This is a genomic window from Corallococcus terminator, from assembly GCF_049194865.1.
Classification (GTDB): domain Bacteria; phylum Myxococcota; class Myxococcia; order Myxococcales; family Myxococcaceae; genus Myxococcus; species Myxococcus terminator_A.
In genome coordinates, this window is the sequence record NZ_JBLZWL010000044.1 from 79,552 (window position 1) to 99,077 (window position 19,526).

The following is a 19,526-nucleotide window of genomic DNA, read 5'->3' on the forward strand; positions in this document are numbered from 1 at the left end:
TGGACTTCTGGAGGTGTGGATGAAGACAGCAGCGAGCAGACGGTTCCGCGTGCGTGCCAGCGGCCCCGTGGCGTGCTTCACGCGGCCGGAGATGAAGGCCGAGCGGGTCAGCTACGAGGTCATGACTCCCTCGGCGGCGAGGGGCGTGCTGGAGGCCATCCTGTGGAAGCCGGCGATTCGCTGGCACCTCCACGAAATCGCCGTCCTGAAACCCGTGAAGTGGACGAGCTTCCGCCGCAACGAGGTGAACAGTCGCGCGGTGGTGGGGAAGTTCGACTACGCGGCGGACGAGGACCGCGCGCAGCGCAACACGGTGGCGCTGCGTGACGTGGACTACGTCCTCTCCGCGTCCTTCACCCTGGTGCCCGGCAAGGCGGGCGCCGAGGACAACGTCCGCAAGTTCGAGGAGATGTTCGCGCGGCGGTTGGAGAAGGGACAGTTCTTCCACGCGCCATACCTGGGGTGCCGCGAGTTCGACGCCCGGGTGGAGCCCGCGGGGGAGGACTTGAGTCCCTCGGAGGCGGGGCTGGGACGCAGACCGCTGGGGCTCATGTTCTACGACTTCGCCTTCGGTGACGAGGGCGCGGCGACTCGGCCCCTGTTCTTCGACGCGTACCTGGACCACGGCGTGCTCCAGGTGCCGACGTGGGAGCAGGTGTTGGAGCGCAATGGGGGTCCATCATGATGCTCGCGGCGCTCAACGACTTCGCGCGGGAGCGGGGGCTCCTCGATGACCCGCTCTATGAGACGAAGGCCGTGGACTTCCAGATTCGGCTGAGCCCGGAGGGGAAGTTCTTGGGGTTGGTGCCCACGCAGAATGAGCGGGGAAAGGGACTGCCGCTGTCCATTCCGCGCATCCCGCAGCGCAGAGTGAACATCGCTGCGGGATTCCTCGTGGACAATCCGAAGTATGTACTCGCCCACGATGTAGAGGAGCCTTCTGAGCGGGGGGATAAAGCAGGGAAGGGACCTGCTCGGTTCGCGGCTTTCCTGTCATTGGTCCAGGAGGCGAACGCCAGCATCGATGTTCCCGAACTCCGGGCTGTCGAATTGTTCCTTGTGAATGCCGCTTCGCGTGAGCAGGTCGTCGCGGCTCGGAGCGCGAAGGATTGGACGGGCTCGGAGCTGTTTGCCTTCTCCGTAGGGGACGCGACCACCCTCGTGCATCAGCATCCGACTGTTCGGTCCTGGTGGGAGAAGCGAGGTGCAGAGAGGGCGTCTCAAGGAGCGCTGGGTCTCTGTCTGGTAACAGGGATGCCCAGTGTCCTCGCGGAGACTCACTATGTTCTCAAGAACGTCCCGAACGCCCAGGCTGCCGGCGCATCTTTGGTTTCCTTCAATGCGCCTGCGTTCGAGTCGCACAAGCTCAAGCAGGGAAGCAATGCGCCTATCTCGCAGCAAGCGGCGCTTGGGTATGTGCTCGCGCTGAATGACCTGCTCCGGAAGTCGGAGGAGCGCCGTTACCGACAGGGCATCCAGCTCGGAGAAGACTCGGTGCTGGTGTTCTGGACGAACAGCAGTGCGGAGCAGGAGAGCCTGTTGCTCAACTGGGCGGACCCCACGGAGGAGACCCTCCGCCGCTTCATCGAGGCGCCTTTTCGCGGACTGGAGCCGGGGGCGCTGGACGAGCGGAGCTTCTACTCGGTGACGCTCGCGGGCAACTCCGGTCGCGTCGCCGTGCGCGACTGGTTCCAGACGAGCGTCGGAGACGTGAAGCGGAACCTCCGCCGCTACTTCGATGACCTGCGGCTGGGCGAGGCGAAGACGGACCAGCCCATCCCCGTGTGGCGACTGCTCAAGGCCGTGGAGGCGCCTTCGGGCAAGGGGCTCTCACCTGACCTCGCCACCCGGATGATGGGCGCCGCGCTCCGGGGACAGCCGTTCCCACGCCAGCTCCTCTCCGCCTCCCTGGACCGACTCCGGCTCCCTCCCGCCGACGGGAAGCTGGAGCGCGAGCAACTTCGTCTCCGTGTCGCGCTCATCAAGGCCACCCTCATTCGCAGCCACGCCTTTTCTCAGGAGGTCACCGTGTCATTGGACAAGAACAACCGGCTCCAGCCGTACGTCCTGGGCCGTCTCTTCGCCGTGCTGGAGCGCTTGCAGGCCGTGGCGCTGGGGAGCGACCTCAACTCCACCATTCGGGACCGCTACTTCGCCTCGGCGTCGCGCACGCCCGCGCTCGCTTTCTCCCGACTGCTGCCGCTCTCCATCCATCACGCCGCCAAGGCGGGTGACGAGGGGAGGTGGCTGGAGCGGACCAAGTCCGAGGTGATGGCCCTGGTGGAGCCCGACTTCCTGCCCAGCGTCTTCGACCTCAACGCGCAGGGCCTCTTCGCCGTGGGCTACTACCACCAGCGCGAGGCGTTCTTCTCCAAGCGCACGCCCTCCGAGCCCAAGTCTCCGAAGGGCGAGCCCGCCGACTCCGCCGACTGACCCCGCCTCCGCATCCACTCATTTCAGAGAGAGAACGCCATGACCGAACTCAAGAACCGCCACGACTTCGTCCTGCTGTTCGATGTCCAGGACGGCAATCCCAATGGTGACCCCGACGCGGGCAACCTGCCGCGCATCGACCCGGAGACGGGCCACGGGTTGGTGACCGACGTGAGCCTCAAGCGCAAGGTGCGCAACTTCATCCAGCTCACCCAGGAGAAGAAGCCGGGGTTCGACATCTTCGTGAAGGAGAAGGCCATTCTGAACGTGTCCATCAACGACGCGTACAAGGACCTGGGCATCGACCTGAACGAGAAGCCCAAGACGGAGAAGGACGGCAAGAAGCGCGACACCAAGGGGAAGGCCCAGGGCTCCGAGGTCGAGAAGGGGCGCGACTGGATGTGCAAGACGTTCTTCGACGTCCGCACCTTCGGCGCCGTCATGTCCACGGGCCCCAACGCGGGGCAGGTGCGTGGACCCGTGCAGCTCACCTTCGCCCGCTCGGTGAGCCCCATCGTCTCGCAGGAGCACTCCATCACCCGCATGGCCGTGGCCACGGAGGCGGAGGCCGAGAAGCAGGGCGGCGACAACCGCACCATGGGACGCAAGAACACCGTGCCCTACGGATTGTACCGCGCGCATGGCTTCATCTCGCCGCACCTCGCGAAGCAGACGAAGTTCAACCAGGTGGACCTGGACCTGTTGTTCAAGGCCTTCGCGAACATGTTCGAGCTGGACCGCAGCGCCGCGCGCGGACTGATGTCCATGCGCAAGGTCATCGTCTTCAAGCACGGCTCCGAGCTGGGCAACGCGCCCGCGCATGCCCTGTTCGACCGCGTCCATGTCGCGCCCGTGCAGCCGGAGAAGCCCGCTCGGGCGTTCAAGGACTACACGGTGAAGGTGGACACGGCGAAGCTGCCCGAGGGCATCGAGGTGATGGACCTGGCGGGATGAGCGACGCTCGCGAGACCTGGGTGGCGCTGTCGGCATTGCAACACCTGCTGTTCTGCGAACGGCAGGCCGCGCTCATCCATGTCGAGCAACTGTGGCGGGAGGATGTGAACACCGCTCTGGGCCGGCTGCTCCATGAGCGGGTGGACCTTCCGGGGCATGACGCCCGGCCGGGCCGTCGCGTGGAGCGCGCGGTTCGGCTGGGGTGCTCGCGGCTGCGCATCTCGGGCCGCGCGGACCTGGTCGAGTACCACCCGGACCCCGTCAGTCCCACCGGCTGGCGGCCGTACCCGGTGGAGGTGAAGCGCGGGCGGCGGAAGTCGCACGACGCGGACGCCGTGCAGCTCTGTGCCCAGGCGCTGTGTCTGGAGGAGATGCACGGCGTCGATGTTCCCGAGGGCGCGCTCTTTCATGGTGCGGAGCATCGGCGACAGGCGGTGCTCTTTGATGCGCGACTCCGGGCCCGGACGGAGGAGGCCATCGCGAGGATGCACGGATTGCTGGAGCGACGGCGCGTGCCCGTCGTAGCGAGGGCGCCGAAGTGTGCGACGTGTTCGCTGGAGCCGCTGTGTCTCCCCAGGTCACTGCGGGCCAGCGGAGTGTCTCCGAGCACTTGCGGCGGATGATGGAGCCTGTGGACCCCTGACGCGCGGGCCCTGACGTGTCACTGGAGGAGGACTGGCATGACGACCGCGCTCAATACGCTGTTCATCACCGTGGATGGCACCCGTCTGAACAAGGAGGGCGAGCGCGTGGTGGTGACGATTCAGGACGAGAAGAAGGCGGAGGTTCCCTTGCGGCACCTGCGCTCGGTGGTGTGCCTGGCGCGTGCGTGGATGACGCCGGAGCTCCTGGAGAGCTGCGTGGAGGCGGGGATTCACGTGTCGTTCTTCGGGATGACAGGGCGGTTCCTGGCGCGGGTCGAGGGCCTGCCGGGCGGCAACGTGCTGCTGCGGCGTACGCAGTTCCGCGCGGCGGATGATGGGGTTCGCACGCTGGCCATCGCTCGGGCGATGGTCGTGGGGAAGCTGGGGAATGCTCGCCAGTTCCTCCTGCATGCGCGGCGGGATGCGGCGGAGGAGCGCAAGGCGTCGCTGGAGGAGGCGGCTCGGCGACTGTCGGGTCATCTTCGCGCGCTGGAGCGGGCGGAGGACCTGGAGCAGGTGCGGGGGCTGGAAGGCATCGCGGCGCGGGACTACTTCGAGGCGTTCCCGGATTTGCTGAAGGGAGATGCTCGGCGGTTCGTGTTCGATGGCCGGAACCGGCGGCCTCCGAGGGACCCGCTGAATGCGCTGCTGTCCTTCGGGTATGCGTTGCTGGCGCAGGATTGCGCGGGGGCGCTGGCGGGCGTGGGGTTGGACCCGGCGGTGGGGTTCCTTCATGAGGACCGGCCTGGGCGGCTGTCACTCGCGCTGGATTTGATGGAGGAACTCCGCGCGCCCGTGGTGGACCGGTTGGTCTTCTCGTTGGTGAACCGGGGGCAGCTCAAGCCGGAGGACTTCAAGACGGAGGCGGCGGGGGCGGTGATGCTCAAGGACGACGCGCGCAAGACGTTCCTCGTGGCGTATCAGAGCACCAAGCAGGTGGAGGTCCAGCATGTGTTCCTGGGACAGCAGACGAGCTGGGGGCTGGTGCCTCATCTGCAAGCGTTGCTGCTGGCTCGGGCGCTTCGGGGTGAGCTGGATGGCTATCCGCCTTTCGCGGTGCGCTGATGCGAAAGGTCACCGTGCTCGTGTGTTACGACGTCCGGGTCTCGGATGCGGACGGGCCGCGCCGGCTTCGGCGGATTGCCCGGGCATGTAAGGACCATGGCGTCCGGGTGCAGTATTCGGTCTTCGAGTGCGTGCTGGAGCCGAAGGACTGGGTGGTCCTGCGCGCTCGGCTGCTCGCGGAGCTGGATGATGCGTGTGACAGCCTGCGGTTCTACTTCTTGAGCGAGGATGTCGCTCGGAAGACGGAGCATCATGGCGCGAGGGTGCCGTTGGATGTGGAGGGGCCGCTCATCCTGTGAGGAACTCGCGTGCCCCGAGCGGGGCGCGCGGACCTGTGCCGGTGTGGGCTTCGTCGGAGGTTCGCGCTCTTTGAAATCTCCAATAGTCTTGAGAGGTTGCGCGGGGCGTTCGGTGATCGCCGTGGACGGAGTGGCTCGTAGGGCGCCGGGTTCGCGCGAAGCGGCTGGATTCCCTTGGAGTTCTGGTAGCTTGGACGGGCAGGGTCGCTCCTCGTGACCGCGAGGAGCGTGGGTTGAAACGTCATTGAGTCCCTGCTGAGTCGTGGCCCAGCAGGTCGCTCCTCGTGACCGCGAGGAGCGTGGGTTGAAACCAAGCGCTTGGAAAATGACCTGGCGAAGGTGGAGGTCGCTCCTCGTGACCGCGAGGAGCGTGGGTTGAAACTGGGTGTCGCCCCATGAGCACGCACGACTTAACGTCGCTCCTCGTGACCGCGAGGAGCGTGGGTTGAAACATCATCTACGGCCCCCAGGCCAACTTGCTGCCCGTCGTCGCTCCTCGTGACCGCGAGGAGCGTGGGTTGAAACTCCGTTGTTGCCCCTCACCTGCGCAATGTCCGTGTCGCTCCTCGTGACCGCGAGGAGCGTGGGTTGAAACTTCCGCCGCAAGCCGGAGCCTGAGTCGCCCGCGCAAGTCGCTCCTCGTGACCGCGAGGAGCGTGGGTTGAAACTCATGAACGCCATCCGCGACAACCCGCCCCCGCCACGTCGCTCCTCGTGACCGCGAGGAGCGTGAGTTGAAACAGGTACTCGCGCACGGAGCGCACGTCGCCGGGCACGGTCGCTCCTCGTGACCGCGAGGAGCGTGGGTTGAAACTGGCCTCGAAGTTCTCGGCGCGGTTGCTGCGGCTCGTCGCTCCTCGTGACCGCGAGGAGCGTGGGTTGAAACCAACCGCCATGGCCGAAGCCCTCGCCGCCGCCGCTGCGTCGCTCCTCGTGACCGCGAGGAGCGTGGGTTGAAACAATGTCATTGTACGTCAGCACCATGCCGAAGTAGGTCGCTCCTCGTGACCGCGAGGAGCGTGGGTTGAAACAGGAGCGGGCGGTCCGGTTGCCGTGCCTGCCGTAGTCGCTCCTCGTGACCGCGAGGAGCGTGGGTTGAAACTCCGTACCGCCCCCAAGGGCGCGTCGGACCGGGTGTCGCTCCTCGTGACCGCGAGGAGCGTGGGTTGAAACCGAGTGGGAGATGATTTCCGGTGGAGCTTGTAGGTCGCTCCTCGTGACCGCGAGGAGCGTGGGTTGAAACCACGGGGTTGCCGAGCTGCTCCTCGACGAGCGCGCGTGTCGCTCCTCGTGACCGCGAGGAGCGTGGGTTGAAACGACTTCGCGGCGGCTGCGACGGCAGCGCCGATGCCCGTCGCTCCTCGTGACCGCGAGGAGCGTGGGTTGAAACTCGATGGCAGCGGCGCCAGCTTCCACCACGGCCACGTCGCTCCTCGTGACCGCGAGGAGCGTGGGTTGAAACACGACGGAGTCGTTGAGGCTATGGAGCACGTCAGTCGCTCCTCGTGACCGCGAGGAGCGTGGGTTGAAACGTTCGCGCTTGTTCTTCGACGCGCTCGGCTTCCCGGTCGCTCCTCGTGACCGCGAGGAGCGTGGGTTGAAACGTGAAGGTCGCAAACAGGGTGGCTCGGGTCATGGACGTCGCTCCTCGTGACCGCGAGGAGCGTGGGTTGAAACCCCTTCGTACTGGACGTCCGCCCACTTCCTGTCGCTCCTCGTGACCGCGAGGAGCGTGGGTTGAAACTGAGCGAGAGCTTTCCTCCGCCTCCGGAGCCGAGTCGCTCCTCGTGACCGCGAGGAGCGTGGGTTGAAACTCCGTCGGGTGCGTGCGCTTCTTCGGGGTGATGGGTCGCTCCTCGTGACCGCGAGGGGCGTGGGTTGAAAAAGGTCGAGCGATGTGCCGCGCCTCCAGAACCACGTCGCTCCCCGTGACCGCGAGGAGCGTGGGTTGAAACTGCTTCATCTCGGCCTCGCCCATCTTCCCGACGATGTCGCTCCTCGTGACCGCGAGGAGCGTGGGTTGAAACCAGGCCATGGCCGGCACGTCGTCGAGCTCTTCGAGTCGCTCCTCGTGACCGCGAGGAGCGTGGGTTGAAACGATGCGCCTCTTCTGGAAGGCGCCCGGCTCCGGGTCTCTCCTCGTGACCGCGAGGAGCGTGGGTTGAAACCCGTTCCCTGCGGCGGCCCTGTCGTTGGAGTCGTCGCTCCTCGTGACCGCGAGGAGCGTGGGTTGAAACCGGGGCCTTTGAGTCCCTTGAGGAGCTGTGATGGTCGCTCCTCGTGACCGCGAGGAGCGTGGGTTGAAACAGCATTGAGTGGGACAGCAAGTCCTCAAAGTTCTTGAGGTCGCTCCTCGTGACCGCGAGGAGCGTGGGTTGAAACAAATGGTGGTTTAAGCCACTGTTGGAAGAGCTGGTCGCTCCTCGTGACCGCGAGGAGCGTGGGTTGAAACATGACCACCCACGCCCGCGAGCGGTCGCCATCAAGTCGCTCCTCGTGACCGCGAGGAGCGTGGGTTGAAACATCGTCGACGTCGTCTACGCCCGCGCCTCCGATGGTCGCTCCTCGTGACCGCGAGGAGCGTGGGTTATGGGTACGCGGCCGGGGGGCAGTCGCTCCTCGTGACCGCGAGGAGCGTGGGTTGAAACGCGGTGTTGCTGCGCGTGCGTTGGGCCTCCTCCAGTCGCTCCTCGTGACCGCGAGGAGCGTGGGTTGAAACGCGGCGGCGGTGTCGGTTTGACTCATGCGGCGAGTCGCTCCTCGTGACCGCGAGGAGCGTGGGTTGAAACCTGGAAAACCTCGTGCTCGCGCTCACCCAGGCCGGTCGCTCCTCGTGACCGCGAGGAGCGTGGGTTGAAACGCTTCTTGTCGCAGGCAACGCGTTGGAGTCGGTGTCGCTCCTCGTGACCGCGAGGAGCGTGGGTTGAAACCACATCCGTTGTGCCCTCAAGAGCTGCGCAGCCGATGTCGCTCCTCGTGACCGCGAGGAGCGTGGGTTGAAACCCAGTCACGGCAGGCGCCGGTCACCGTCGCGGGTCGCTCCTCGCGGTCACGAGGAGCGTGGGTTGAAACTTCGTCACTGCGGTGATGTCTGCGACGGACGTGGTCGCTCCTCGTGACCGCGAGGAGCGTGGGTTGAAACTTGACGATTTGCCGGGCCTCCACCGGACCGGTGTAGCGCTCCTCGTGACGGCGAGGAGCGTGGGTTGAAACAATGAGCGAAAGGCCCTGGAACCCCTCCGCGAGCTGGTCGCTCCTCGTGACGGCGAGGAGCGTGGGTTGAAACAGCAGGCGCGGTTTCTGTCGCTCTCCAGCGCGGTCGCTCCTCGTGACCGCGAGGAGCGTGGGTTGAAACCTGTTGACAGCTCTGTCCCCGGTTTTGCGTGCGGGTCGCTCCTCGTGACCGCGAGGAGCGTGGGTTGAAACCATCTCTTCTTGCGCCATGCCCCACCTCCGTGTCGCTCCTCGTGACGGCGAGGAGCGTGGGTTGAAACACCTCGTCGACGTAGCCGTCGTTGATGAGGACACGGTCGCTCCTCGTGACCGCGAGGAGCGTGGGTCGAAACCTGGAGTGGAACAAGACGTGCTTGCCCCGTGGCGGGTCACTCCTCGTGAGCGCGAGGAGCGTGGGTTGAAACTACTACGTCGAGCACACGGGGCAGGCCATCGCCGTCGCTCCTCGTGACGGCGAGGAACGTGGGTTGAAACAACGTCACGATGTACTTCGGACAGTCGCTCCTCGTGACGGCGAGGAGCGTGGGTTGAAACATCGCCGACATGAGCGAGTCCGCGCTGGAAATCAGTCGCTCCTCGTGACCGCGAGGAGCGTGGGTTGAAACGGCTTCATGCCGGATAAGACGACCAATCTCCTGGTCGCTCCTCGTAACCGCGAGGAGCGTGGGTTGAAACAGGAGTGCGCGGACCTGCGTCGTACGATCCACGTCGCTCCTCTTGACCGCGAGGAGCGTGGGTTGAAACTTCTCGCGGAGAAAAGTACTCGACTTGCTGTCCCGTCGCTCCTCTTGACCGCGAGGAGCGTGGGTTGAAACTCAAAAGGGACGGTCGTCGTTATCGGCATGTTGTCGCTCCTCGTGACCGCGAGGCGCGTGGGTTGAAACGTCGCCGAGTTCGTCCGAATGCTGGTGGAGAGTCGCTCCTCGTGACGGCGAGGGGCGTGGGTTGAAACACGGGGTTGATGGAGATTTGGCCCCAGGCCGATGTCGCTCCTCGTGACCGCGAGGAGCGTGGGTTGAAACCGGAAATCGACCCTGAGAAGCACTACGAGCCCTGTCGCTCCTCGTGACCGCGAGGAGCGTGGGTTGAAACGTCCGGGATGTCGTCGTCGCAGGCAAGGGACGCGGGTCGCTCCTCGTGGCCGCGAGGAGCGTGGGTTGAAACAAGCATTGGCTTTCGCACCTCCAGACGGAGGGCCTTCGCTCCTCGTGACCGCGAGGAACGTGGGTTGAAACGTGTTCTGGCAATGGACTTCACCGCCATATTCGTCGCTCCTCGTGACCGCGAGGAGCGTTGGTTGAACCGAGCCCGAGCCGCAGCCATTTTGGGCGCGCTACGTCGCTCTTCGTGACCGCGAGGAGCGTGAGTTGAAACATGAACGAGTTTAACAAGGCGTCGTCGACCATGTCGTCGCTCCTCGTGGACCGAGAGGAGCGTGGATTGAGCAAGCCTCCATGAGGGCAGGGCGGGCCTTGGACTTCGGCTATGTCCGCATCCAGAGGTGGATGCTCCCGGAACGTCCAGTGCAATGGCCCTGGAGCCAGAGTGCCACTTCAGAATGGTAGACGCCTGAAGTCAGCTCGAACGAAGGACCCCAGATGCAGCGACATGCGAAAAGGACGCTGACGTGCCTGCTGATGGGCTTCAGCGTGTTCGGCGTCTTGGGCATGCCGATCGCGCATGCTGAGCCTCCCGTGACCAAGGCTCCCGCCTGCATCAAACGTGGATGGCCCGCCACCGTCATGTGCAGAAGCGTGGCGTGCTTCGTGTCGAGCTGCGGCGAAGGAAAATGTCCCTACTGCTTCATTGAGGGCATGGAGAATCTCGCGATCAAGGGATGGGCCGTCTACACATGCTTGAGCGGTGAGTCCGTTACAGGCAAGGCGCTCCTGTTCCAGACGTTGCCCTTCGACGCACGACTGGGGCGCTTCTGTGGGTGACGCTTCTTGGGAGCATGAAGCCGCCTTGGTGGCCGAAGCGCTCAACCTTCTGACCGTGATGGCCGCGCCTCGTCTCTACGCACGCTGGTGCACGCAGGCCCCACCCTCGGAGCTGCGACTGGCGCTCAACACGCGCGTCGTTGCGCTCGCGGTGTTTTGCGGGAAATTGCAGGGGAGCCCTGATGCGGATCGCTTTCGCGCCGCCGCTCCACGAGTTCAAGCACTCGCCGATTCAGTGACCGGGGCCCCAGTGGACAGCCTCTCGGAGCCAGGCTGGGTCCACCAGGTACGCGAGTGCCTGGATGCGCTCGGGTTTCCACCTCCTCCAGGTGGATGGGATGCCTTCGAGGGATAGCCCTCCCGGTCACGCCCCCCAAGGACGCAAAAACTCCTCCGACTCCGCCAGGATGCGCGGCAGGGACGCGGTCAGCTCGTGACCATCCTCCACCTCCACCATCCGCACATTCCTGCGTCCCTCCGCCCACTGGCGCGAGTAACGGATGTCACACGTGTCGTCCTTCGTCCCGTGAATCAACAGCGTCGGCACTCGCACGTCCGGCCATCCTCCCGTGCGCGCGTCCACCTTCTCCGCATCCTCGATGAACCCCGCATTGATGCGAACCTTGCGCTTCTCCGCGAAGTCGTCCGTCTCAATCCAACCCGATGTCTTCCACTGTCCCCACGCCGCCTCGCCCATCCGCTTCCTCAACTGCGGCACCACATGGAACGCCGGGGCCAGCAACACCAGCCCACACACCCTCGGTTCCTCCGCGGCGATTCTCGCCGCTGTCAGGCCTCCCAGGCTGGAGCCGAACAGGACCGCCCGGTCCTCCTGCTCTCCCAGCGCCGCTCGCACTGTCTCCAACATCGCGCTCAACCGGAGCTGCTCCATCGAGGGCACTCGCAGGTTCAGCCTCGCGACGTGGATGCCCCTTGCCTCGAAGTGCCTCGCCACGGCCACTCCCTTGGCCGAGTCTGGCCCCGATGCGAACCCGTGCAGATACAGCCAGCGCGGTGCGACGGGCTTCGGGACGGACGGAAGGTCGCTCATGACCATCCACTGTAGCGCCTGTCCCTCATCCTCTCGGGGCCTCACCCTCGGAGCGCGTTAGCCGCGCTCAACCGAGGCATGAGGCCCGTCGAGGCCCTTCGCTACTTCACTTCACGCGTGAGCCTGGAGTCCCAGGGGCACCAGTGGTTGCCCGGCAGGAAGGCGCCTCCCGCCTCGTCCAGGTGGTCCTCCACATACCGCATGTTCGCGTCGCAGACCTCGATGGCCATCGTGAAGAAGTTGATGGTCGACGGGTCCAGGTGGAACGAGAACTTCGGGTTGTACTGCTGCGTCCTCTTGATGATTCGCCCATGCACGTGGATTTCGTTCGTCTCCTCGCCGGAGAGGATCTTCCGCGCATGCGAAATCGTCTTGTCGTCGGTCAGCTCGATGATGAACTCGGTCCCAGGTGAGCTCTGCTGCGTGAATGCGAAGCGGGTGGCATTCGCCATGGCGCAACTCCTGTGAGGGTGGGGCGCCCGGTGTAATGGGATACATCTCCACGCCACAATGCACGCACTCACCCCGCAGTGCGAAACCCCTCAATCCCGCACAGGGAATTGAGAAATCACACACCTCAATCCGTCCAGCGCCTCACCCACCCCGAGGCTTGCGTCGCCTCGCGAGGCGAGTCGCATGCTCGGGATTCAACATCCCCACATACGCCAGCATCCCGTCGATGCGTGCACTCCGCTTCGCATCCCCACCGTCCCGGTCCTCCTGGTGAATCATCGCCCGCAGCTTGCGCCGCTCCTCCCGCGACAACCCCAACCCCTCGTTCACCGTGACACCCGTCACGCGCTGCCGCCCACCCTTGCGCTGCACGCGCGTCTTCTCGCCATTCACCTCGAAGCCTTCTTCGCGCACGTACCTCGCGGCCAGCGCTCGCACCTTCTCCAGTGCCCCCACGTCATCCCCGGAGAACGTCAAATCATCCGCGTAGCGCGTGTACGCATAGCCATACCGCCGCCCCAGCCCCGCCAACCTCCGGTCCAGCCGCGTCAGCACCGCGTTGCACAGCCCCGGACTCGTCGGTGCTCCCTGCACGCAGACTCGCGGCCCCACCGGCACGTGAAACACCGTCCCCTCCACCTCCACCGGCTGACGCTCCGCCTCCGTCATCAACACCGCCAGCGCCGCCGCCACCGGATAGCCATACCCCAAGGCCAACAACAGCCCTCGCACCCGGCCCACCGTGACGGACGGGAAGAAGTCCTTCAGGTCCAGCTTGAGCACCACTCGCTTGCCCACGTGCGGCGCCGCTCCCGTCTTGATGGAGCGCCCCGTCACGAAGCCGTGCGCCTGCGCACTCACCGGGAGCTTCGACACCAGCACGTCCAACAACCGGCGCTGTATCGCCTTCAGCTTCCGCTTCGGCACATGCAACAGCCGCTGTCCTCCGGAGCGCTTCGGCACCGTGAACGTCACATAGTGCGACACCCGCTCCCTCGCCCGGTGCGTCGAGTAGTGCCGCAACTGCCCCACGGAGATATGCAGCGCCGTGGCCACATCCTCCTCCGTGCGCCACACCGGCAACCCGTACCGCGCGAGCTGCTCCTCGTCCGGTAGCAAGTCGCGCATGTTCCGGTTCCGTGTCCGGAACGCCGTGGAGAAGAAACGCCGCGCCTCGGTCGCGGACATGAGCCGCTTCCGCTTCCGCGTGTAGACCCGCTTGCCCTTGGGCAACAGCCGCGCGTCTCGCAGAATCCGTCGCAGGTGCCCGGGCTTCAGCGGCCCCGACATGGCCACGGTCTCTCGCACTACGTCCGCCGGACGCGCTCTCGCGTCGCGCTCCATGGGCGCATCCAGCCGTGAGACGTCGCGGGTCACCGGCTTGGGGGAGAAGAGCCCCTTGAACCAATCGCGCCAGCTCATGGTGCTCCGGGAGGGGCCAGGGGACGACCTGCGAGGCGCTGGACCCGGGGCTCCCTGCGTTCCGTACGCAGGGACCCTGGAGAAGAGAAGGAGACAGAACACCGCCGCGGCGAAACACCACGGCACCGACGGCTCATCCGCGAGCCCGGGCCCTTCCCGAGAGCATCACCGGTTATCGTCATCGCCGCCGTCCTCGTCAAGCGCCTCGGTGTCGTCCGCCTCGGGCTCATCGTCCGTGTCGGCGTTCCCCGGTCGCCGCGCCGCCGCTTCCGCCGTACGCACCGCCAACGCCTCGGCCGAGGCGGGCACCGAGCTCGCCAGCTCCTTGCGCCGTGCCTTCGCCAAGCGCAGCAACGCCAGCAGGTGCGCACACGGCCCCTGATTCAACAGGTGCTCGCGGAAGTACTCACAGCCGCACTTGCCGAAGAGGAGCCGGTCCTCGTCGTTCAACACCAGCTCCACATCCTGCTGTGGCCCCACGTGCCCGTGCACCACCCAGTCGCGATAGACCACCTCGCGCACCACCGCGCCCTCGGGCGTCGGCAGCTTGCGCACCTTGCGTGTCTCGCGCGTCGTCTCCGACGTCACCCTCACCGCGTCCGCCGCCGCCAGGCGCTCTGCTTCCTCGCGTCGCGCGTCCGGTGGATACAGCCGGCTCAGGTCCACCGGCGCGGTGAACAGCTCGCGGTGCCGCCAGCTCCGTGCCTCCACGTCGAATATCGCCCGCCCCGCAGCGCACAGCGCCGCCAGCGCCTCCGCCGCTTGTGCCTTGCTCACCCCCAGTGCCTGCGCGACTTTCTCGGTGGAGGCGTGGACGCGCTCTCGCAACAACCCGAGCACCCGCTCCGTCAGCTCGCTGTCCTGCGCCGGCTCCAGCAGCAGGTCCATCCCCGCCGTGCCCGTCCACCGGTTCGCCGTCCACCCCGACAGCCCGAGCACGAAGCGCACGCCCGGCCCCAGGTGCACAACGTAGAAGTGCGGCAGCGCCCGGCCCTTCAGGTAGATGTCCACCGTGTCCGCGTACGGCAGCAACGGCTCCAGCAACCGCAGCCGTCGCCGGCCCCACGTGCGCACCGTGCGCGGCTCCGTGGCGCCATGGGCCGCTCCTCGCAGCGGCACCTCGTGCTCCCACGGCTCCAGCACCACCTTCGCGTCCTGGCCCGGAGTGAGCACGTAGCGCAGCGCCCGCGGGGACACCTTCGCCTTGGTGAAGGTGAGGTGGCGCACCACCGAGAGCAGGTCCACCGGCCGCACCGACAGCTTCGTGCCCGGTAGCGCCATGCCGCCCTGGAGCTGGAGGAGGCCTCGCACCCATGCGTCCGGCACCGCCACTGTCTGCTCGAAGCGTCCCCCCGCGCGCTTGATACGGATGTCGAGGCCCTCCGTCCCCACGCGCAGGTGCGTCTCCCGACTGGAGCGCATCTCCGACAGCGCCGCATACAGCCACGCGGTGAAGTCCACGGTCGTGGTGCCGCAGCGCACCTCCCCCTCGGGCTCGAAGCAGCTCCGGTCAACGATGACCATCCCGTACGAGCTCTGGTCCTGACTGAACGCCTCGAAGAAGACCCGGTCCGGGTGCACCGTGACGATGGGGTCCATCAATCCCCCCATCCACTCCGAGTTCCACTCGTCCGATTGCCAGATGAGCTGCCCCAGGGACTGGAGCGCCAGGCGTATCGGCAGCACGTCCTTCGCCACCTTCGCGTGGAAGCGCACCGCTCGATGCAGGTCCGCCGACAAGCTCAGCAACGCGCGCTCCCGCGTGGACTCGAAGACGGACGGCGTCGCGTAGAGGAGGTCGACCACCGTCATGACATTGCCTCCCTCGTGGACGCGGAGAAGACTCGCGGAACCTCCGACGGACCTCGCAGCTCCGGCCAGCGCGTGAGCACCTTCGCCAGCAGCTCCACCAGGGCCTCCTTCGGATAGCGCTTGTCCGGCAACGCGAAGGCTTCTCGCATCCGAGGCAGCAACGTCCTCGCGGTGTCCAAGTCGTGCAACGCGGCGTTGGCCAGCGCGCCGAAGGCCAGGTGCCGCGTGCGCCGATGCAGGGGCCTCAGCAGCGTGGCCTGGAGCAGATCCAGGTTGAGGGTCGCCAGTTCCCTCGCGCGCGCCGAGTCCCGACCCAAGAGCCGGAACGCGAGCGCCTGCACGTGAATCTGCGGCGCCTCCAGCAAGTCTCTCACCGCCAGCGGGTCCGCCAGGTAGAAGTCATCCGAGCGCTGGAAGAACAGCCGCGCCAGCCGGTTCCGCGACAACAGCCGGTCGAAGTCCCAGATGGAGAACGCGGGCACCGCGCCCAGGGCGTTGGCGGCCCGACGCGCGAACACGCCGCCTTCCTTCGGCAGCTCCTCGTAGTGCGTGGCCAGCGCCTCCAGCACCCGCGTCCACTCCTTCTGGCGCTTGTTCGCGCCATGCTCGGGCACGGGCTGGGTGGCGGCGCGGCTCGCGATGAAGTCCAGCAGCTCCTCGTCGCGCTGCTCCAACACTCGCGCCACCAGCTCCGGGTACGCCGCGTGCCAGCCGGAGGCCACGTGCATCCGGAAGGGGCCTCGCACCAGCTCCGGGAAGCGCTCGTACATCGCCACCGCCGTGGCGTCCGTCAGCGGCAACACCCTCGCGAAGCCCAGGCCGGGCAGGTTCCACTCGGCCCCCGCCCCCGCCACCTGGAGGAGCCGACGTCGCGCCACCCGCTTGTCCCGGTCCGCGTCCTTCACCAGCTTGCGCACCTCCAGGTCGAACGTCTCCTCCGTCGCGGAGGTGCGCAGCGCCGCGCCCCACACGTCCTCCCAGCCGCGCACCCTGCACAGCTGGAGCAACTCCGGCAGGGCCTTCGCGTTCTTCACTCCGTGGATGCTCGACAGGCCAGCCCAGCGCGGGAACACCGAGCGCAGGTGCTTCAGGACATAGGGCACCACATCGCGCCCGCGCCGCTCCACCAGCTCCACGAAGACGTGGGCCGCCACGGTGGGCGCGAACTCCGGGTGGTGCTCGTCCAGCGCGCGCACCAGCGCCTCCGGCTCCTGGATGGACTGCGTGAGCGCCAGCGCATCCCTGCGCCAGGCGTCCTCGGACACCAGCCTGCGATACACCGTCCCCGCCTGCTCCGTGTCTCCCCTGGCGAAGAGGCGCTCCCGGTAGGTGCTCCACATCGGCAGCGGCTTCTTCGACCGGGACCCGGTGTTCTCCGAGAAGGGCAGGTGCTGACGGATGAAGGGCCGCGCCGCCTCCGGGTCCACCGCGTCCAGCGCGAGCGCCGTCGCCTCATCCAGCCGGAGGTGAGCCTGCTCCACCTTGCACAGCTCGAGGTGCCGGGCGCTCCGCGTCTTCGCGCCCCGGAAGCGTCGCACGACGTCCTCGCGCCACATCGGCTCCTGCTTCTTGCCCAGCCCCTGCAGCTTCCACGGGTACAGCTTCCGGAACACGGCCACGTCGTCGGCGCGGTCCACGTCCTCCAGCCACGTCTCCAGCGCGGCGGCGTACTCGCTCTTCCACGGGTCGAACAACCTCCCGCTCGCCGTGACGTTGACCGGCACCAGCCAGGAGAGGATGAGCGGACGGAAGAGGACCCGGTCCCTCACGTGCAGCGCCGGTCCCCACAGCCACGGGAAGCTCTGGAAGCGCGGCCTCTGGGCCAGCGACTCCAGCTCCGCGCGAAGCTCCAGGTCCGACTGTCTCCGCGCGAGGGCACTCCGGATGGCGGCTTCCATCTCCCGCGCCTCACGTCGTGCCCGCTGCTCCCAGCTCTCGCTCACCCCTGGTTTTCTACACCGGCCGAGACAGGCGGTGCATCAGCGGAGTGCGCTCGACGGTGTCTCAGAAGCGCAGCGTCGGGCCCACAATCACCGACTGAATCAGCTTGGCGCACTCGTCCACCGAGTCCTTCGTGAGCTTCACGTCACAGAACTGGAAGGCCGTGGCGGCGGAGATGCCCCAGTGCTGGTTGAACCAGGCATCCACCCCCACGCGGAAGGCCATGCTCGTGGTGTCCACGTTCTCCCGCAGGAAGTTGCCCATCTCGTCCGGCGTGAAGGTGCTGCCCCAACTCTTGGACAGCCGCGCGCCCACCCACGGGGTGATGGGCTTGTCCCGGAAGAAACGCAGCCGCGCCTCGATGCCGACGGCCTTGTAATCCAGTTGCGTGCGCTCCAGCCGGTCCTCCCTCGCCGCGTCGCGCAGCTCCGTGCCCCACGTCTCGGAGACCTCGGCCAGCAGCCCCAGGGACAACCCCGGCGGGGACTCCACGCCCAGGTAGGCATGCAGCGCGGGCCCCTTCGTCCGGAAGTCACTCAAATGGTCCAGGGTGATTCCCGCACCCAGCGATGCATGGCCATTCCAGCCCTCGGCCACCGCCTGGGTGCCCACGCCCAGCACGCCCACCAGCGCCACCCACTTCGACATCTTTTTCATGGCGGGCAGTCTATGTCCGACTCACCCCCGGAGCATGAAGTGGGACTCCATGTCATGAAGACAACCGCCCTCCGTCTCGGAGGGGACCCCCCATGGGTGTTCCGGCACCACGAGGCCGGTGGCCGTCCACTGGCGTTCCTTCCAGGGGTGTCTCGGGTGCTCTTCGCGCCGGTGGAGTCCGGCGGTTAGGCTTTCGTCCATGTCCGTCACCTTTGAAGCCGCGGCCGCCGCCGTCCGCGACGCCCTCTCCGACGCGGGACAGGGACTCGTCGAGCGCGAGGCGATGGTGGAGCTCATCGCGCTGTCCGCCGTCGCCGGTGAGCACCTGCTGGTCATCGGTCCCCCCGGTACCGCGAAGAGCGAGGCCGTCCGTCGCACCGCTCGCGCGCTCGGCGGCTCGTATTTCGAGTACCTCCTGGGCCGCTTCACCGAGCCCTCCGAGCTGTTCGGCCCCGTGGACCTGCGCAAGCTGCGCGAGGGGCTGGTGGAGACGGAGACCACGGGCATGCTGCCCGAGGCCGATGTCGCCTTCCTCGACGAGGTCTTCCTCGGCTCCACCGCCATCCTGAACACGCTGCTGGGCCTGCTCAACGAGCGGACGTTCCGCCGGGGCCACACGCGCATGCGCTGCCCGCTGCGCATCTGCGTAGGCGCCGCCAACGCGCTGCCCGAGGATGAGTCGCTCGCCGCCTTCGCGGACCGCTTCCTGGCGCGCATCTTCGTGGAGCCCGTTCCGGACCCGCGCCTGGAGGACCTGCTCGCGGGTGGGGCCTCGCTGTGGAGCGAAGGCTCGGCACGTCACGCGTCGCTGGAGGCGCTGGATGTGCTCACGCAGGCGGCGCGCGAGGCGGACCTGGCTCCCGTGCGTCCCCATCTGGCCCACGCGCTGCGCTCCCTTCGCGCGGCGGGGCTCGCCCTGTCGGACCGGCGCGCGGTGAAGGTGCAGCGCCTGGTGGCCGCCGCGGCGGTGCTCGCGGGGCGCTCCGTGCCCACCACCGCGGACCTGTGGCCGCTCGTGTACGCGGTGCCGACGAAGGAAGGACAGGCGCTCGCTCGGGAGGTGCTGCGGGAGTTGCTCGCGGCGACGGAGAACCCGGCCCTGTCGGCGGCGGCGCTGGAGGCCAGCGCGGGGCCGTGGGCGCGGGCACAGCGAATCGCCCAGGCGGGACAGGTGTTGCTGGCCGAGCGTCCGAGCGACACCGACGCCTTCGCCGCGTGGCGCCTCAAGCTGGAGGGCGTGGCGCGAGAGATGGACGCGAGCTTCGCGCCCGAGTTCCTTCTCGAGGACCTGAAGGTCCTTCGCGCGGGGCTCACGGAGGCGCTCGCGCTCATGCCCCCGGTGTCCGAGGAGGTTCGTCGTTCGGCGCTCGCGTGAGCTGGCGCTTCAGCGGTGCGGGTGGCGGTGAGGACGACGTGCGAGAGGGCGGTGGAGTGGAGTCATGAGCAGTGAAAGTCAGGGGGCCCTGCCGGTTCGCTGGGGACCGCGCGCGGAGCCGATGGAGCCGCTCGCCGTCATCGGCTTGGGAGACGTGGCGAGGGTGCTCGCGCGACGGGCCCTCCAGGAGGACGACGCGAGACTGGGCGCGTGGCGTGGCGTCGCGGGGCCGGGTGTCCTCGTGCT

15 protein-coding genes and 1 CRISPR repeat array are annotated in these 19,526 nt (G+C 67.1%); of the genes, 9 read left to right on the top strand and 6 right to left on the bottom strand.

Features of this window, described 5'->3' with window-relative positions; translation table 11 throughout:
• Positions 1-19: 19 nt before the first annotated feature.
• From cas5c to ACN469_RS15735, 7 genes are all read left to right on the top strand, one after another.
• Positions 20-685 carry a type I-C CRISPR-associated protein Cas5c gene (cas5c, locus tag ACN469_RS15705; protein WP_498768678.1) on the top strand — a complete coding sequence of 222 codons (666 nt, stop codon included), beginning with the start codon at positions 20-22 and terminating at the stop codon, positions 683-685.
• Positions 685-2,433, top strand: coding sequence for a type I-C CRISPR-associated protein Cas8c/Csd1 (cas8c, locus tag ACN469_RS15710; protein ID WP_498768710.1), 1,749 nt, complete (start codon positions 685-687; stop codon positions 2,431-2,433). The genes cas5c and cas8c overlap by 1 nt, the downstream gene beginning before the upstream one ends.
• A 39-nt stretch (positions 2,434-2,472) precedes the next feature.
• A complete protein-coding gene (gene cas7c / locus ACN469_RS15715; RefSeq protein WP_498768680.1) occupies positions 2,473-3,387 on the top strand; it encodes a type I-C CRISPR-associated protein Cas7/Csd2 in 915 nt (304 codons plus the stop codon).
• Positions 3,384-4,010 carry a CRISPR-associated protein Cas4 gene (gene cas4 / locus ACN469_RS15720; RefSeq protein WP_498768682.1) on the top strand — a complete coding sequence of 209 codons (627 nt, stop codon included), beginning with the start codon at positions 3,384-3,386 and terminating at the stop codon, positions 4,008-4,010. The genes cas7c and cas4 overlap by 4 nt, the downstream gene beginning before the upstream one ends.
• Before the next feature lie 57 nt (positions 4,011-4,067).
• Positions 4,068-5,096, top strand: coding sequence for a type I-C CRISPR-associated endonuclease Cas1c (gene cas1c / locus ACN469_RS15725; RefSeq protein WP_498768684.1), 1,029 nt, complete (start codon positions 4,068-4,070; stop codon positions 5,094-5,096).
• A complete protein-coding gene (gene cas2 / locus ACN469_RS15730) occupies positions 5,096-5,395 on the top strand; it encodes a CRISPR-associated endonuclease Cas2 (protein ID WP_498768686.1) in 300 nt (99 codons plus the stop codon). The genes cas1c and cas2 overlap by 1 nt, the downstream gene beginning before the upstream one ends.
• A 203-nt stretch (positions 5,396-5,598) precedes the next feature.
• Positions 5,599-10,003: a CRISPR direct-repeat array (repeat unit 37 nt; unit sequence GTCGCTCCTCGTGACCGCGAGGAGCGTGGGTTGAAAC).
• 440 nt (positions 10,004-10,443) lie between these two features.
• A complete protein-coding gene (locus ACN469_RS15735) occupies positions 10,444-10,569 on the top strand; it encodes a hypothetical protein (RefSeq protein ID WP_498768688.1) in 126 nt (41 codons plus the stop codon).
• Between the two features lie 364 nt (positions 10,570-10,933).
• Here the strand turns inward: ACN469_RS15735 and ACN469_RS15740 are convergent, their stop codons facing one another.
• From ACN469_RS15740 to ACN469_RS15765, 6 genes are all read right to left on the bottom strand, one after another.
• Complete coding sequence (locus ACN469_RS15740) at positions 10,934-11,620, bottom strand: YqiA/YcfP family alpha/beta fold hydrolase (protein ID WP_498768690.1); 687 nt, start codon at positions 11,618-11,620, stop codon at positions 10,934-10,936.
• Between the two features lie 101 nt (positions 11,621-11,721).
• Positions 11,722-12,072 (bottom strand): BP74-related protein, encoded by a 351-nt coding sequence (locus ACN469_RS15745; RefSeq protein WP_498768692.1) that lies wholly within the window; start codon positions 12,070-12,072, stop codon positions 11,722-11,724.
• A 142-nt stretch (positions 12,073-12,214) separates the two neighbouring features.
• Positions 12,215-13,495, bottom strand: coding sequence for a reverse transcriptase family protein (locus ACN469_RS15750; protein ID WP_498768694.1), 1,281 nt, complete (start codon positions 13,493-13,495; stop codon positions 12,215-12,217).
• A gap of 165 nt (positions 13,496-13,660) precedes the next feature.
• The gene (locus ACN469_RS15755) at positions 13,661-15,307 is read right to left on the bottom strand and encodes a hypothetical protein (RefSeq protein ID WP_498768696.1); all 1,647 of its coding nucleotides are present in this window, start codon (positions 15,305-15,307) and stop codon (positions 13,661-13,663) included.
• Positions 15,304-17,250, bottom strand: coding sequence for a gliding motility protein (locus ACN469_RS15760; RefSeq protein ID WP_498768698.1), 1,947 nt, complete (start codon positions 17,248-17,250; stop codon positions 15,304-15,306). The genes ACN469_RS15755 and ACN469_RS15760 overlap by 4 nt, the downstream gene beginning before the upstream one ends.
• Before the next feature lie 61 nt (positions 17,251-17,311).
• Positions 17,312-17,905 (bottom strand): putative outer membrane beta-barrel protein, encoded by a 594-nt coding sequence (locus tag ACN469_RS15765; RefSeq protein ID WP_498768700.1) that lies wholly within the window; start codon positions 17,903-17,905, stop codon positions 17,312-17,314.
• Between the two features lie 199 nt (positions 17,906-18,104).
• Between ACN469_RS15765 and ACN469_RS15770 the strand changes: the two genes are divergently transcribed.
• Together ACN469_RS15770 and ACN469_RS15775 are read left to right on the top strand one after the other, a co-directional pair.
• Positions 18,105-19,280 (top strand): AAA family ATPase, encoded by a 1,176-nt coding sequence (locus ACN469_RS15770; protein ID WP_498768702.1) that lies wholly within the window; start codon positions 18,105-18,107, stop codon positions 19,278-19,280.
• A gap of 64 nt (positions 19,281-19,344) precedes the next feature.
• Positions 19,345-19,526, top strand: a 182-nt coding sequence (locus tag ACN469_RS15775; RefSeq protein WP_498768704.1) for a bpX5 domain-containing protein, incomplete at its 3' end; no start/stop codon positions are given.

Coding starts and splice junctions, on each gene's coding strand:
- cas5c (WP_498768678.1), top strand. CDS start 20: ATGAAGACAGCAGCGAGCAGACGGTTCCGCGTGCGTGCCAGCGGCCCC.
- cas8c (WP_498768710.1), top strand. CDS start 685: ATGCTCGCGGCGCTCAACGACTTCGCGCGGGAGCGGGGGCTCCTCGAT.
- cas7c (WP_498768680.1), top strand. CDS start 2,473: ATGACCGAACTCAAGAACCGCCACGACTTCGTCCTGCTGTTCGATGTC.
- cas4 (WP_498768682.1), top strand. CDS start 3,384: ATGAGCGACGCTCGCGAGACCTGGGTGGCGCTGTCGGCATTGCAACAC.
- cas1c (WP_498768684.1), top strand. CDS start 4,068: ATGACGACCGCGCTCAATACGCTGTTCATCACCGTGGATGGCACCCGT.
- cas2 (WP_498768686.1), top strand. CDS start 5,096: ATGCGAAAGGTCACCGTGCTCGTGTGTTACGACGTCCGGGTCTCGGAT.
- ACN469_RS15735 (WP_498768688.1), top strand. CDS start 10,444: ATGGAGAATCTCGCGATCAAGGGATGGGCCGTCTACACATGCTTGAGC.
- ACN469_RS15740 (WP_498768690.1), bottom strand. CDS start 11,620: ATGAGCGACCTTCCGTCCGTCCCGAAGCCCGTCGCACCGCGCTGGCTG.
- ACN469_RS15745 (WP_498768692.1), bottom strand. CDS start 12,072: ATGGCGAATGCCACCCGCTTCGCATTCACGCAGCAGAGCTCACCTGGG.
- ACN469_RS15750 (WP_498768694.1), bottom strand. CDS start 13,495: ATGAGCTGGCGCGATTGGTTCAAGGGGCTCTTCTCCCCCAAGCCGGTG.
- ACN469_RS15755 (WP_498768696.1), bottom strand. CDS start 15,307: ATGACGGTGGTCGACCTCCTCTACGCGACGCCGTCCGTCTTCGAGTCC.
- ACN469_RS15765 (WP_498768700.1), bottom strand. CDS start 17,905: ATGAAAAAGATGTCGAAGTGGGTGGCGCTGGTGGGCGTGCTGGGCGTG.
- ACN469_RS15770 (WP_498768702.1), top strand. CDS start 18,105: ATGTCCGTCACCTTTGAAGCCGCGGCCGCCGCCGTCCGCGACGCCCTC.